Genomic DNA, 14591 nt, shown 5'->3' with positions numbered 1-14591 from the left:
CGTTCCCCTACCCGGGCGTTTCGTCGCCCGCTGTGGCTGCGGCGCCAACAGCGGCGCCGGCATTTGCGTCCCCACCCTCAGTCGTTGCCGCGGTCGCCGCTGCGGGGGTGCTGAGGTCGCTCGGGGTGGGCGCCGACTCGCTCACCGCCGCAGTCGCGACGCCGGGGCCGCTCGACACCACCACCAGCGCCGGGCGTACGAGGCGGCCGTCGCGCAGATAACCCTTCTGCAACTCGCCCACGACCGTGCCCGGCGGCTGCTCCGAGGGCTGCTGTTGAATCGCCTCGTGGTGCTGTGGATCGAAGGGCTGACCGACGGTGGACTGCGCCTCGATAGCGAAGCGGGCCAGCACGCCCGCGAACTGCCGCTCGACCATCCGCACGCCCTCGAGGAGCGCGCCCGTGTTGGCCTCGCCGCCAGCCTGAAGGGCGTGCCCGATCGCGCGCTCGACGTTATCCATCACCGGAAGAAAGAGCAGCACGACCTCGTTCTCGGCCCGCCTCACCGCGTCGAGCTGGTCGCGACGGGCCCGCCGCCGGTAGTTCTCGAGGTCGGCGGCCGCGCGCAGCCAGCTATCCTTCGTCTTCGTCAGCTGTTGTTGCAGCGCAGCGAGGGGATCCGCAGCCGCCTGCGGCGCCGCCTCAGCCGCGGCGGCGGCAGCGTCGGAAAGGGCAGGCTCAGGGGCGATCGCCGCGGGCGCGTCATCGACCGGCGGCGACGCGCCAGCCAGGCCCGCGGGCGGGTCGGGGGGATCGGCAGGCGAGGCCTCCGCGGCGACCTCCGCGCTCACAACTTCAGCCGGCGGCCGCGCGGTCGCAGTGGAATCAGAATCGTTTGGCATACACCTACTTCTACCACGGCTCGCGAGCCGCCGAAAATGCCTCATTCGGCCCCAAGCTTACCAACCCGCCGCCCGCGGCGCGCAGGGGTTCGGCGATCCGCCCGAGCGGCGCGAGCGGGACGAAGCAACCTCAAGGCGAGCTCGTCGGCGAACCAGATCCCCTGCGCCGTCGGCGCGACGCGCGCGTCGTCGATACGCACGAGTCCGAGACCCTCGAGCTCCTGCAGCGGGCCCGAGAAATCGTCCAAGGGGTCGGCGCCGAAGTACGCTCGATACGCTGCGCGAGTGACGCCGTCGACGGTGCGCAGCCCGAGCAGCATCACCTCGAAGCGTGCGGTCTCGGGCTCCAGCAGCCGCACGCGCGCGCCGGCCACCTGCGCCACGGCCGGGCTGCCCTGCGCGCCCGCGGGCAGGCAGCGCGCCCCGAGATAGCGCGAGCTGGGCGGGTTGATCAGGCGCAGGTGGCGTGGGCCCACGCGCTGCAGCGAATGCGCCGCCGCACCCAAGCCGAGGTAGGGGCGGCCCGCCCAGACCAGGGCATTGTGGCGTGATCGTCGCTCCACGGGGCCGAAGTTCGACACCTCGTACTGCGGATAGCCGGCCGCCGCCAGCGCCTCGCGCCCGCGCTCGAGCAGGTCGGCAGCGCGATCCTCTTCCGCAGGGCGCAGCCCCGCGCGCCAGAGCGTGGACCCGCGCGCCAGCGTCAGCGCGTAGAGCGAGATGTGCTCCGGTGCCAGCGCCGTCAGCAGAGCGATCTGCTCGAGGTGATGGGCGACGGTCTGTCCCCCGACGCCGCAGATCAGGTCACAGCTGAGGTTGTCGAAGCCTGCGTCGCGCGCCGCGCGCAGAGCAGCGCGCGCCTCGGCCGCATCGTGGTCGCGCCCGAGTGTCCGCAGCATAGCGTCGTCGAGCGACTGCAGCCCGAGGCTGAGGCGATTGACACCCGCGCTGCGCCAGGCGCGAAGTCGGGCCGCGTCGAGCGTGCCGGGATTCGCCTCCAGCGTCACCTCCAGCGCCGACGCGAGGCGAAAACTCCCGCGAATCGCCGCCAGGACCCGTGCGATCTGCTCCACGGGCCACAACGAGGGCGTTCCGCCGCCGAAATAGATCGTGCGCAAGGTTCCGGCGCGGTAGTCGTCCGCGCGCGCTTGCAGCTCGCTGCAGACCTGATCGGTGTAGGCCGCCGCCGGGAAGTCGCGCTGCTCGACGACCGCGAAGTCGCAGTAACCGCAGCGCCGACGGCAGAGCGGATAGTGGACGTAAACGCCGAAGTGCGACGCAGCCTGCTCCATCCCTCGCCCCTCTGCGGCCAACCGCTGCGGCTCCTTGCCTTCGGCCTCGCTCCCTCGGGCGCGTGCATCACCCTCCACACCCTCTACCACCGTGCGGCGCTCGGTCCAAGGCCGGCCGCGCATCGGCTGTTGCGCATCGGCTGTTGCGCATCGGCTTGACCCTGCGCTGAGGCGGGTCTATAGGCAGCGCCGATGCAGCCGGCGACGCGCTCCGACGTGATCTACCTCGACAATGCCGCCACCACGGCACCCGATACGCTGGTGGTGCGCGCGATGCACGACGCGCTGACGGAGCATTGGGGAAACCCCTCGTCCACGCATGCGCTGGGCCTCGCGGCCGAACGCGCGCTGCGCCTGGCGCGCGAGCGGGTGGCGGCCCGTCTCGAGGTCGAGCCGGAGCGCGTCACCTTCACCAGCGGCGGCAGTGAAGCGATCGCGCTCGCATTGCTCGGCACGGCGCGCCAGCGATCACGCCCGGGCCACGTTCTGGTCAGCGCGATCGAGCATGCGGCGGTGCTGCGCAGCGCGGAGCTGCTGGGCCGCGAGGAACACACTGTCGAGACGATTCCCGTCGAGGCAGGCGGCTACGTCGACCCTGATCGCTTCGCGAGCCTGCTTCGCCCCGAGACCTTTCTCGTCAGCGTGATGCACGTCAACAACGAGACCGGCATCGTGCAGCCGGTCGCGGCCATCGCCGCGCGGCTGCGCCGCACCCACCCCCAGGCCCGACTGCTGGTCGACGCCGTGCAGTCGTACGGCGTGCTTCCCACGCGGCTCGCGGCGCTGGGTGCGCACTGGCTCGCGCTCTCCGGTCACAAGCTGCACGGACCCAAAGGCGTGGGCTGCCTCGTCGCGGCCCGCGGCGTGACCTTGGCCCCGCTCTGGGGCGGCGGACAGCAGGAGTACGGCCGGCGCCCGGGCACGGAGAACGTGCCAGGGATCGTGGGGCTCGGGGTCGCGGCCGAGCTGGGCAAGGGGAACGCCGACCTGCTGCGCGGCGCGACCGATCGCCTGGTGGACACGGTGCTGGCGGCGCGGCCTGGAGCCTACCCATTGGGCGAGCGATCGCGTCGCGCCCCGCACATCGCGGCGGTGGCCCTGCCTGGCCTGCGGGCGGATACGGTGGTCAACCGCCTCGCCGAAGAGGGCGTCTATGCGTCGAGCCAATCGGCCTGCGGCCAGCGCGGACGCGCCGCGCGGCAGAGCCACGTCCTCGCCGCCCTCGGGGTGCCGATGAGCCATGGCGTGCTGCGCCTGGCCCCCCACCGCTGGCTCGACGAGCAACAGCTCACTCACGCCTGCGCCGTGCTGACCCGCGTCCTTCAGGAGGCTCGAGCATGAACCTTCCGCCGCAAGGTGAAGTCGCCAACCCGAGCGACGCGCTGATCGTGCTGCGCCATGGCGAGATCTTCCTCAAGGGCGACAACCGCCATCACTTCGAACAGCTCTTGGTGCGCAACGCGCGTCGCGCGCTGGCGGTCCTGCCGAACGTCACGCTCGAGCGCGCCCAGGGGCGCTGCTTCGCGCGCGTGCCCCAGGCGTCGGCGACCCGCGCGATCAGCGCCTTGCAGCGCGTGTTCGGCTTCTCCTCGCTCAGCCCCGCGATCCCCTGTGCTCCAGAGCTGGAGGCGCTGACCGGCGTCGCTGTCGAGGCCATCGGCCGGCTGCTGCAGCAGCGCCCGATCCGATCCTTCAAGGTCGCCACGCGCCGCAGTGACAAACGCTTCCCGCTGCCCTCGACGGCGATCAGCGCCCACATCGGCGCGGCGGTCATCGGTGCCTTCGGCCTACCGGTCGACGTCCATGCGCCGGACGTCACCGTCGGGGTCGAGATCGGTCGCGAGCAGTCGTTCGTCTTCGTCGAGCGGCTGCCCTGCGGCGGGGGCCTGCCCGTCGGCAGCACCGGCGAGGTCCTCCTGCTGCTCTCCGGCGGCATCGACTCTCCGGTGGCCGGGCACCTGCTGCAGAAGCGAGGGTGCGCCCTCCAGGCGATCTACTTCCACTCGCCGCCGCATACCGGACCGCGTGCCGAGGACAAGGTGCAACGCCTCGCGCGGCGCCTGGCGCTTTGCCAGCAGCAACCCGTCACGCTCCACCTGGTGCACTTCACGGCGATTCAGGAGCGCATTCACGCCGAAGCGAACGCGGAGCTACTGGTCGTGCTCTACCGCCGAGCGATGATGCGGATCGCCTCGTCCGTGGCCAAACGCTGCGGTTGCAGGGCACTGGTCACCGGCGACAACCTCGGTCAGGTCGCGAGCCAGACCCTTGAGAACCTCTGCTGCGTCGAGGACGCCGCGGCGCTCCCGGTGTTGCGGCCGCTGCTCAGCTTCGACAAGCACGAAACAGTGGCGCTGGCCCAGCAGCTTGGCAGCTTCGAGATCTCGATCGAGCCTCATGTCGACTGCTGCTCGCTCTTCGTGCCCCGTCACCCCGCGACGCGTGTCAGTCTCAAACGCGCCGCGGCCGCCGAGGCCTCGCTCGCGCTCGCCCCGCTGATCGAGCAGGCCGCCGCCGAGGCGCAGACCTATCGCGCCCTGCCGGCGGGCTAGCGCGCGACTCGGGCTGGCTAGCGCGCGACTCGGGCTGGCGCCGAGAGCAGCGGGCGGGCGGCTGGGAGCGATGGCACCTTTTCGGCCGGGCGCGGGCGCGCATCGCCTCATGCGCGTCAGGCGCCGCGAAAGATGAAGGGCATACTCAAGGTCGCGCCGTCGCCACCGATCGGCTTGAAGACGAGCTGTCGTAGCGTGCTACGCAGGCAATCAACGAGCACCTCGCTCTCCACGCCCTTGAGGCTGACGGTGCGCACTCGCCCCGATGGACCGACGTCGACCGTCGCGTCCACCCGCAGCTCGCCGAGCGAGTAGTCTCGCTTCGAGGCGCGCTCGTAGCAGCTCTGAATGCGACCGCGATGCTGCGCCAGCACCTTCTGGATCTCGCGATCGGTCAGGTCGCGCGCCGGACCGCGCGTCGCGCTCGACTCGCGCGCGGTGCGCGGCACCGCCCCGTTGTCCTTCTCGCCGTAGAGGGCCAGCAGTCGCCGCTGCTCGGGCGTCATCCCGTCGTCCGGCTCGCGGGCCGCAGGCTTCGCGGTCGCGACCGGCTCGGCCGGCGTCTCAGGCGAGCCGCCGCGGCCGCTCCCCGGACGATCCCGTGAGCGGCCGACCTGCACCGGCGCGAACTCGAGGCCCGCAGCCACACCAGCATCGGGGCCTGCGAGGTCGGCCGCGTCGAGGTCGCCGAGCCGATTCGTCCCGATCCCGGCCAGCCCCCGAGGCCCGCTGGCGTCGCGCGCGTCGAAGAAGAGCAAATAGACCAGGGCCGACCCGCCGAGCATCAGAATCACGAAGGAAAGCACGACGCCGAGCTTGAGCCACCCCGAGACACGGGGCGGGGGCGGCGCGACGAGGGGCGCCGGCGCCATGAGCTGTGGCGCCGGGGCGCCAACCATCGGCTGCTGCCCCGAATAGTGCTTTTCAGGGCGCTGTTCCACGCGCTGCTGCCCGGCACTCGCCAAGCCGGGCGCCGACGAGCCGAGGGCAGCCAGCGCCTCGAGTGAGAAGGCCTCAGAGACGCCCGGGCCACTGACCTCCCCGGTTGGCGACGCGGCGCGAGCGCCAACCGCTGCTCGCCCCGCTGGCATGCGCGCGGGCGGCGCGGAGACAGCCAGCGAGGCGGCCGACACCGGCCACACCTGCGGGTCGCCGAAGGCCGGCAAACCGGCGGCAGCCCCGCTTCGATCGCGATCAGCCGGCAGCGGGAGCAGCCCCGACCCGCGCCCGCGGGGGGGCGGTCGCGGGGGCACGAAGGGCCGTAGCTCGGGGACGCTATGGGCGTCGATCCAGTCCTCGAAGCCGTCACGCCAAACAAAGGCCTCGTCCCCGGTTTCGCTGCGCGCCTCGCCGCGGCGGACCCGGCGGCAGAGTTCGTCGAAGGACATCGGCCCGAACTGATGCCCATCGACGGCCAGGTACCATTCGTCCTCGATCGCCGCCTCATGGGGCCGCAATTCCCCGGGCAGTGATATGCGGGTGTTGTCGTCTTCAGGCTCGCGCTCGTGGTCGTCGACGAGCGCGGGCGCGGGCGTGGGCACCCGGGCGGCGGTCGATCGCTGCGCTGCCGCAGTGACGGACCGCGTCGCGGGCGGTGACTCGCTGAAGACCTGCTGGAACGCCTCGTCGAGCGCTCTGCCGCCCTCCGTCGGGACGGCCGCCAGCGCGCCCGTCCCGCGCGTCGGATCGCGGACCACGATGATGTTGCCGCAGTTCTTGCAGCGGATCTTCAGAACCTTTCGCCGAACCTTCTCGTCGGCGATCGAGTACTTCGTGCTGCACTGGTCGCAGATAAACTTCATCTTGTCTTCTTCGTTACAAAGATGCCGGACCGCGGTCGCGCGGTCAACCTGCTCGCGATTGGCTCCGAGTGTCGCACGCTCGCCGCGCCTGCGCCACGAGTCGGACGCTGGGATCCGCCGTCACGGGCAGCGTGGCAGCGGCGCCACGAGCAACCTGCAGGGGCGGCGCCGCCCGCCCCGCCGTTGAAAAGTGGCAGGCGGCGCCGCCCGCCCCGCCGTTGAAAAGTGGCAGACGGCGCCGCCCGCCCCGCCGTTGACAAGCGGTGGCAGCGGGCGCTAAGCGCTAGTCTGATGGTCGTCGGTCTCCTGAGTTCGCTGCGTCCGCACCAGTGGACGAAGAACCTCTTCGTCGCGGCCCCACTGCTCTTTTCCAAGCAGCTCACCTCGCCACCCTTGCTGCTCCGCAGTCTGCTCGCGGTCCTCGCCTTCTGTCTGCTCTCGGGGGCCGTCTATCTGATCAACGACCTCTTCGATCTCGACAACGACCGCGCCCATCCGATCAAGCGCTTGCGGGCGATCGCGTCTGGCCGCCTGCCGCTCGCCGCCGCGCAAACGGCCGCCGCGCTGCTGATTCTCGTCTCGCTCGCGCTCGCGGCGCTGCTGGGCCTCCCCTGCTTCGCCTGCGCCGCGGGCTACCTGATCGTCAACCTGGCCTACTCGCTGCATCTCAAGCACCTGCCCTTCGTCGACGTGCTCAGCATCGCCGCCGGCTTCCTGCTGCGCGTCCTCGCGGGCGCGGTGGCGCTCGCCGTGGTGGCGTCGCCCTGGCTGCTGATCTGCACCTTTGTGCTGGCCTGCCTGCTCGGCTTCGGCAAGCGCGCGCACGAGCTGGCCAATGCCGGCGACCGGCAGCGGGCCGGGGCGCGACGGCCGGTGCTGGCGCGCTACCACCTGACGTCGCTCGTGGTGCTGCTCTGGGCGCTGGCGGCGGCGACCTGCGTGAGCTACGCCCTCTATACGGTCTCCGCGCATACGAAGCGCTTCTTCGGCGCCGGCACGCTGTTGTGGACGGTCCCCTTCGTCGTCCTCGGCGTCCTGCGCTTCCTGCAGCTCGTCGGGCGCCACACCCAGGCCGAGAGCCCCACCGACGCGATGCTCCGCGACTGGCCCTTCTTGCTCAATGCCGGGCTCTGGGGCCTCTCGACCGCCGCGATCATCTACCTGCCCTGAGGCCCCCGCTGCGCGGGCGCGGGACCCCTGCGCTGCTCAGCCAGCAACGCCTGAACCAGCGCGTCGGCGACGCGCCGCGCGACCCGCACGCGATCGCTCGCGAGCCCGTTGAAGACGATGCTGAAGGCGATCGGCGACTGACCGCTGGCCTCGCCGCCGTAGCCGCTGAGGGCCACGACGTCGGCCAGCGTGCCGGTCTTGCCGCGCACCCAATGCGCCGCGTCGCTGCCGACGAAACGATGGGCGAGGGTCCCATCGGCGCCGGCAATCGCCAGCGAGGCGACGAACTCGGGTCCCCAGCGAAAGCTGCGCCAGGCCTCCGCGAGCACGGAGACGATCTGCCGCGGCGAAAAGACCGCGGACTCGTAGAGCCCCGAACCGTTCTTTAGCTGATAGCTCCCGCGCCGCAGGCCGCCCGCCGCCAGGTGACGCTCGATCACCGCCAGGCCAGCGGCCCAGGTGCCTGGCACAGCGGAGGCCTCGGCGCCCAGCACGCGCACGAGCTGCTCGGCGATTAGGTTGCTGCTGCGCTTGTTCATGCGCCGAATCACGTCGCTCAGGGGCACGGATTGATGGACGAGGAGCCGGCGTGCTCGTGGTGGCAGCGCTCCACGCCGCAGCGCCGAGCGACCGAAGCGGATGCCTTCTCGCTCGAGGAGCTCGCGAAAGGTGATGCCGACGAAGAGGCCCGGATCCTCGACGCGCCGACGCGTCCAGACAGGGCGCGCACCAGCCCGCAACGCGCCTTGCACGCTGACCACCGTCCCGTCGGGCGCCGACCGCGCACTTATGATCAGGGCGCTGCGCCGCGGCGGCCCCACGGTGAGGGCGCCGTTCTCGAGCTGCAGATAGGCGCTGGCCGGAATCAGCGTTACCTCGACGGGCTGACCGACCGCCGACGGCCGCACCCCAATCGTCACCGCGTTCTCGTGCAGGCTCAAGGCGCCCGTCGCCGCGCGATAGGCGGCGTCGGTGTCACGCGTTTCATAGAGCGGCGGCAGAGGCGAGGCGTCGAAATAGCTCTCGTCCAGGACCAGAGCGCCACGGACCCGACGGAGGCCGAGCGCGCGCAGGCGGCGGGCCAGGCGCCAGAGGTCCGGCGCGTCGAGCGAGGGATCACCAAAGCCCTTGAGGTAGAGATCGCCGGTCAAGACGCCGCCGCGGATCGCCACCGGCAGTGAAAAGACCTCGGTGCGAAAGCGATAGTGGGGACCGAGGACGTCCAACGCCGCGGCCGCGGTGATCAGCTTGACCGTCGAGGCCACCAGCAACGGACCGTCGGCCTCGTGCTCGGCCAGCACGCGGCCGCTGGCGAGGTCGACCGCGAGCAAGCCGACCTTGGCGCCGCCGAGCCGTCGATCGGCGAGCAGGGCCGCGAGCTGCGCCGTCCCGCCCGCCGCTCCGCCAGCGGCCGCTTCGGCATCGGCGGGCAGCGCGCTCCCCGATCCGGCCGTCGCGCCCAGCACGCACGCCAGCGTCAGCGCTAACCGGAGCCCCGCGCTCGCCGCTCCCGGCCCTCGGCCGTCGCGCCAACCGCGCCAGAGACAGCGCCACCGCCCGACCTTCCCCACCGCGCTAGCCCACCAACCACTGGGCGAGCCGCCGCAGGGCACACTCGGTCTTCAGATCCTCGATCTCACCCCGTCCACAGCGCGCCAGCGCCTCGTCGAGCTCGAGCAGCTCGAGCGTGGCACCGAGCTCGAAGGGGCTGCCATCGCCGGCCGGAGGGCAAGCGGGCTCCGCCGTCAGCGCGGCTTCGACCGCGAAGAAGTAGATCCGCTCGGCCATCAGCCCCGGCGAGAGGAAGGCTGGCGGTCCCAGCGGCCTCAGCGCTGTCTCGGCTACCTGCAGACCCGCCTCCTCGTGCAGCTCCAGCGCGGCGCGGCGCAGCAGCTCCACTGCGCCTTTGTCGTCCCGCTCGACCACGCCCGCGACCGCCTCGAGCTGCAGCAGCGGCGCCGCCGTGCCCTCGCGCAAGAGGCCCTGCGCGCGACCGAGGCGCAAGGCCGGACGAAGGCCACGCCGCAACAACACGCGATCCGGCCGCCGCGCGAAGGGCAGCACGACCACCGCATCCGTACCCAGCGAGCGCTCGACGACGTCGATGACGAAGGGCGGAGAGGCCGCGCCTTGCCCATCCCAATGCCGCAGTCGGCAGCGGCGCAAGGCGAGGAAGCCCCCCGCGCCGTGAGTCTCGCTCGCGCTCACGTCCAGCTGATTCGTCTTCATCGTGCCGGGCATCGTTACCGCATCCGCCGCGGCGCGACCACTCTTGACGCTGCTCGGTGTTCGTCTATGCTCGCCGCCGGTCGCGTCGCTGGCATGCCGTCGCATCGCCGGTGGGCGGCGTCGCCCCGGACGGTCTCTGCCGCATGGACCAGCTCAAGACCACGCCGCTGATCACCGCCCATCGCGAGGCCGGCGCGCGACTGGTGCCCTTCGCCGGACACCTGATGCCGCTGCAGTACCGCGGCATCGTCGCCGAGCACCTCGCCGTGCGCCAAGCGGTCGGGCTCTTCGACGTCAGCCATATGGGCGAGCTGGTGCTCCGTGGGCCGGGCGCGCTGGCCACGATCGAGCGCCTGGCGACCAACACGATTTCCGACGCCGCCGACGGCCAGGCCGTCTACACCCCGCTCTGCAACCCCCTGGGCGGCGTGATCGATGACTGCGTGGTCTATCGGCAGCGTGCCGACCACCTGATGGTCGTCGTCAACGCCGCCAACGTGCAGAAGGACGCGGACTGGTTCCGCGCCCACGCCAGCGCGGACTGCAGCGTCGAGGACGAGAGCGAGCAGTGGGCCCTGCTGGCGCTGCAGGGGCCGCGAGCGCTGGCGACGTGGTCTGCGCTGGCCGGACCGGCCCTCAGCGCGCTCCCGCGCTTTCGCTTGGCCGCGGCGCAGGCCGCGGGCGCGAGCTGCATCGCTGCACGCACCGGCTACACCGGCGAGGATGGACTAGAGCTCTTCTGCAGCGCCGACGCGGCGCCGCGTCTCTGGGCGGCCCTGCACGAGGCGGGCGCCGCCCACGACCTTCAGCCCTGCGGCCTGGGCGCCCGCGACACGCTGCGTTTGGAGGCCCGCCTGCTGCTCTACGGGCAGGATCTCGACGAGACGACCACCCCCTTAGAGGCGGGCTTGGGCTGGACCGTCAAGCTCGCGCAGAAGGACTTCATCGGCCGAGCGCCGCTCCTGGAGCAGCAGCGCCAGGGTTTGAAGCGACGGCTCGTCGGCTTGACCATGCGCTCGCGCGGCATCGCCCGCGCGGGCTACCCCGTCCACGATGGCAGCGGCGAGACGGCGCTCGGAGCGCGGATTGGCGCCGTCACCAGCGGCACGATGTCGCCCTCGCTGAAGACGGCGATCGCGCTCGCCTATGTGCCGACGACGCACGCGGCGCCAGGCCAACGGCTGCAGGTCGAGTCCCGCGGCAAGGCGATTGTCGCCGAAGTGGTAAGGGGTCCTTTCTTGCGCGCCGGGGCACGATCGTCCGCGGGCGCACACCAGCCGTGAACGGCGAGGAGGAGCAGCGGATGCCCAACCCGAGCGATCGACGTTATACCAAGGACCATGAGTGGGCGCGCCGCGACGAAGGCCGCGTGACCATCGGCGTCACCGCCTTCGCCGTCGAGCAGCTCGGCGACATCACGCTGGTCGAGCTGCCGGCCGTCGGAGACCTGGTCCGCGCCGGGCAGCCCTTCGGCACGATCGAATCGGTGAAGTCGGTCTCAGAGCTCTATGCCCCGCTCTCGGGGCGCGTCGCCGCGATCAATCCGCGGCTGGAGGACGAGCCGGAGCTGGTCAACAGCGCGCCCTTTGGCGAGGGCTGGATGATCGCCCTCGAGCCGAGCGGCGCGGAGTTCGAGCAGCTACTCGACGCCGCGGCGTACACGGCGCTGCTCGCCGCTGCTCAGACTGCCCATTAGCGTGCGGCCCTCCGGCTGCCGGTGACGACCCAGTGCGCGACCTACCCCATACCGAGCAGCAGATCAGCGCGATGCTGCAGGCGATCGGCGTCCCCGACCTCGAGGCGCTCTTTGACGTCATCCCCGAGGCGGCGCGCTTTCGCGGCACGCTCGACCTGCCCCCAGCGCTGAGCGAGCCCGAGCTGCGCCGCGAGCTGCAGCGCCTCGGCCGACGCAACACGGTCAGCAGCACCCTCGGCCGCGGCGCCAGCGGCGCGACGGGCGGCGCGCTCGGCAACCAGCGCGAGGCGGACGACGAGGGCCCCCTCCCCTTCATCGGCGCTGGACTGCCACGCCATGCCATTCCGGCCGCCGTCGATAGCTTGGCGGCGCGCGGCGAGTTCGCCACCGCCTACACGCCCTATCAGGCCGAGGTCAGCCAGGGCACGCTGGCCGCGATCTTCGAGTTCCAGACCATCGTCTGTGAGCTCTTCGGCAGCGACTACGCCAACGCCTCGATGTACGACGGGGCCTCGGCCGCCGCCGAGGCGCTGCTGATGGCGCGCCGGCTCACCGGCCGCCCACGCGCTCTGATCTCGGCGGGGATCCACCCAGAGTATCTCCAGACCTGTCGCAGCTACCTCTCGGGGCTCGGCGACGACGTCGCGCTCGAGTCGCTACCGTCTAACGCTGCCGGCGCCACCGATCTCGACGGCCTGCAGGCTCGCCTGGCGCGCGATGTGGCCTGCGTGGTGATCCAGACGCCGAGCTTCTTCGGCGTGCTCGAGGATCTGATCCCGCTCGCCAAGGCCGCGCATGACCACTGTGCCTTGCTGGTCGCGCTTTGCACCGAACCGCTCGCGCTCGGCCTGCTCCAGGCCCCGGGTCGCGCGGGCGCGGACATCGTCGTCGGTGAGGGTCTCGGACTGGCCGGACCACCTTCCTGCGGCGGGCCCGGGGTCGGCCTCTTCGGCGCCTCAGGCGCGAAGGCGCTGCGCCAGCTCCCGGGTCGCCTGGTCGGCGAGACCGTCGACGTCCACGGGCGCACCGGCTACGTGCTGACGCTCTCGACGCGCGAGCAGCACATTCGGCGGGCCAAGGCCACCTCGAACATCTGCACCAACCACGGGCTGATCGCGCTGCGCTTCACGATCCACCTGGCGCTGCTCGGTCCCCAGGGGCTGCGGCGCCTGGCGCAGCTGAACCTCGCCAAGGCGGTCTATGCCCAACGCGCCATCGCGGCGCTGCCGGGCTTCGCCATGCGCTTCCCCGCGCCCTTCTTCAACGAGTTCGCGGTGCGCGTTCCCGGCGGGGATGCGGCCGCGCTGGTGGCCTATGCCAGCGACCAACACGGGGTCGTCCCCGGCGTCGCGCTCGGCGCCTTCGACGAGCGCGAGCGCGCCACGCTCCTCGTCGGCATCAGCGACCTGCACCGACGCCAAGACATCGACCGCCTGGTGGCGGCGCTGCGCGAGGCCAGCCGATGAGCCAGCCCCTCAGCGGTCTGCTGCACCACGAGCGACCGATCTTCGCCTATGGCCACCCTGGTCGCAGCGGTGCCTCCCTGCCGGCCTGCGACGTGCCAGCGGTAGACCTGCAGGCCCTTTGGCCCGCGGCGCTGCTGCGGGACCAGCCACCGGCGCTGCCCGAGGTCAGCGAGCCGCAGGTCGTGCGCCATTACACGCGCCTCTCGCAGTGGAACATGAGCATCGATACGGCGATGTATCCGCTCGGCTCGTGCACGATGAAGTACAACCCGCGGATCGCCGACCTCGCCGCCGGTCTGCCCGCCTTCGCCGACCTGCACCCCTACCAGCCCGAGGAACAGCTCCAGGGTGCGCTGCTGCTGCTGCATGAGCTCGAGCAGATGCTCAAGGCGCTCGGCGGGTTTTCGCGCGTGACGCTGCAGCCCGCCGCCGGTGCGCACGGTGAGCTCTGCGGCCTGATGATGATCCGCGCCTACCACGCCGACCGCGGGCAGGCGCGGCGCAAGGTCCTGATCCCCGACACGGCGCACGGCACCAATCCCGCCACCTGCACGCTCAACGGCTTCACGGCGCTGGAGCTCCCCACCTCCGCCGAGCGCGGCGTTCTCGAGCCGGAGACGGTCCGCGCGGCGCTCGACGACGAGGTCGCCGCGCTGATGATCACCAACCCCAACACGCTTGGCCTCTTCGAGACGCATATCGTCGAGATCGCCGAGATGGTCCATCGCGCGGGCGGCCTGGTGTACATGGACGGGGCCAACTTCAACGCGGTGATGGGAAAGTTCCGGCCCGGCGACATCGGCGTCGACGCGATGCACTTCAATCTCCACAAGACCTTCGCCACGCCCCATGGCGGCGGCGGGCCCGGCGCGGGCCCGGTGGGCGTGAGCGCGGCGCTCGAGCCCTTCCTCCCGATCCCCACCGTCGAGCGCGTGGGCGAGCGGCTGCGCCTCGACTACGATCGCCCGCGCTCGATCGGCCGGCTGCGCAGCTTCTGGGGCAATTTCCTCGTGCTGCTGCGCGCCTGGGTCTACTTGCGCGAGCATGGGGCCGAGGGGCTCAGCCGCGTCAGTGAGCTCGCGGTGTTGAACGCCAACTACCTGCGGGTGCAGCTTCGGGCGCTGCTCCACGTGCCGCATCCCCAACACTGCATGCACGAGGTCGTGGCCTCGGACCGCGACCTGCGACCACTCGGGCTGAGCACGGTCGACCTGGCGAAGCGGCTGATCGACTACGGCTTCCATCCCCCCACGGTCTACTTCCCCTTGGTCGTGCCCGGCGCGTTGATGGTCGAACCGACCGAGACCGAGGCGCCCGAGACGCTCGATGCCTTCGTCGCCGCGCTCGCCGCGATCGTCGAGGAGGCGCACAGCAGTCCGGACCTGCTGCGCAGCGCGCCGCACCTGGCCGGCGTGGGTCGGCTCGATGAGGCCCGCGCCGCCCGCAAACCGCGCCTGCGCTATCGGCCCGATCCGGACCCAGAGACGCCCTAGAGGACCGACCAGGTCGATCGAGCGGCTCTTCCTGCCGGTCAATCGTCTGA

At 71.6% G+C, this 14591-nt stretch carries 12 protein-coding genes; 7 read left to right on the top strand and 5 right to left on the bottom strand.

Translation table 11 applies throughout. The features are described from left to right. Window positions 1-7: 7 nt before the first annotated feature. Both IPL40_02875 and hemW read right to left on the bottom strand, forming a co-directional pair. Window positions 8-841, bottom strand: a complete 834-nt coding sequence (locus IPL40_02875; GenBank protein ID MBK8480110.1) for a nucleotide exchange factor GrpE — start codon at window positions 839-841, stop codon at window positions 8-10. Window positions 842-882: 41 nt separating this feature from the next. Further along, a complete protein-coding gene (hemW, locus tag IPL40_02870) occupies window positions 883-2256 on the bottom strand; it encodes a radical SAM family heme chaperone HemW (GenBank protein MBK8480109.1) in 1374 nt (457 codons plus the stop codon). 69 nt (window positions 2257-2325) lie between these two features. Between hemW and IPL40_02865 the strand changes: the two genes are divergently transcribed. Next, the gene (locus IPL40_02865) at window positions 2326-3474 is read left to right on the top strand and encodes a cysteine desulfurase (protein ID MBK8480108.1); all 1149 of its coding nucleotides are present in this window, start codon (window positions 2326-2328) and stop codon (window positions 3472-3474) included. Continuing rightward, complete coding sequence (gene thiI, locus IPL40_02860; protein MBK8480107.1) at window positions 3471-4685, top strand: tRNA 4-thiouridine(8) synthase ThiI; 1215 nt, start codon at window positions 3471-3473, stop codon at window positions 4683-4685. The genes IPL40_02865 and thiI overlap by 4 nt, the downstream gene beginning before the upstream one ends. A 116-nt stretch (window positions 4686-4801) precedes the next feature. On the opposite strand, the gene IPL40_02855 is transcribed toward thiI, so the two are convergent. Further along, a complete protein-coding gene (locus IPL40_02855; protein ID MBK8480106.1) occupies window positions 4802-6487 on the bottom strand; it encodes a zinc-ribbon domain-containing protein in 1686 nt (561 codons plus the stop codon). 291 nt (window positions 6488-6778) lie between these two features. On the opposite strand from IPL40_02855, the gene IPL40_02850 reads away from it, so the two are divergent. Continuing rightward, entirely contained in the window at window positions 6779-7657 is an 879-nt protein-coding gene (locus IPL40_02850) for a decaprenyl-phosphate phosphoribosyltransferase (protein MBK8480105.1), read from the top strand. Here the strand turns inward: IPL40_02850 and dacB are convergent. Continuing rightward, the gene (gene dacB / locus IPL40_02845) at window positions 7645-9123 is read right to left on the bottom strand and encodes a D-alanyl-D-alanine carboxypeptidase/D-alanyl-D-alanine-endopeptidase (GenBank protein MBK8480104.1); all 1479 of its coding nucleotides are present in this window, start codon (window positions 9121-9123) and stop codon (window positions 7645-7647) included. The two genes, IPL40_02850 and dacB, sit on opposite strands and share 13 nt — an antisense overlap. Before the next feature lie 109 nt (window positions 9124-9232). After that, window positions 9233-9886, bottom strand: coding sequence for an NUDIX hydrolase (locus IPL40_02840; protein MBK8480103.1), 654 nt, complete (start codon window positions 9884-9886; stop codon window positions 9233-9235). Between the two features lie 143 nt (window positions 9887-10029). On the opposite strand from IPL40_02840, the gene gcvT reads away from it, so the two are divergent. From gcvT to gcvPB, 4 genes are read left to right on the top strand one after another with little or no spacing between them, the layout of a single operon-like run. Beyond that, complete coding sequence (gene gcvT / locus IPL40_02835; protein ID MBK8480102.1) at window positions 10030-11169, top strand: glycine cleavage system aminomethyltransferase GcvT; 1140 nt, start codon at window positions 10030-10032, stop codon at window positions 11167-11169. Between the two features lie 20 nt (window positions 11170-11189). After that, window positions 11190-11582, top strand: a complete 393-nt coding sequence (gene gcvH, locus IPL40_02830; protein MBK8480101.1) for a glycine cleavage system protein GcvH — start codon at window positions 11190-11192, stop codon at window positions 11580-11582. 32 nt (window positions 11583-11614) lie between these two features. Then, entirely contained in the window at window positions 11615-13048 is a 1434-nt protein-coding gene (gene gcvPA / locus IPL40_02825; protein MBK8480100.1) for an aminomethyl-transferring glycine dehydrogenase subunit GcvPA, read from the top strand. Continuing rightward, window positions 13045-14541 (top strand): aminomethyl-transferring glycine dehydrogenase subunit GcvPB, encoded by a 1497-nt coding sequence (gene gcvPB / locus IPL40_02820; GenBank protein ID MBK8480099.1) that lies wholly within the window; start codon window positions 13045-13047, stop codon window positions 14539-14541. Before gcvPA ends, gcvPB begins: the two co-directional genes overlap by 4 nt. Window positions 14542-14591 lie beyond the last annotated feature (50 nt).

The organism is Pseudomonadota bacterium (assembly GCA_016711215.1).
Lineage (GTDB): Bacteria > Myxococcota_A > Polyangia.
Note: the sequence above shows the minus strand (reverse complement) of the source record. Positions and strands in the feature narration are given on the sequence as shown.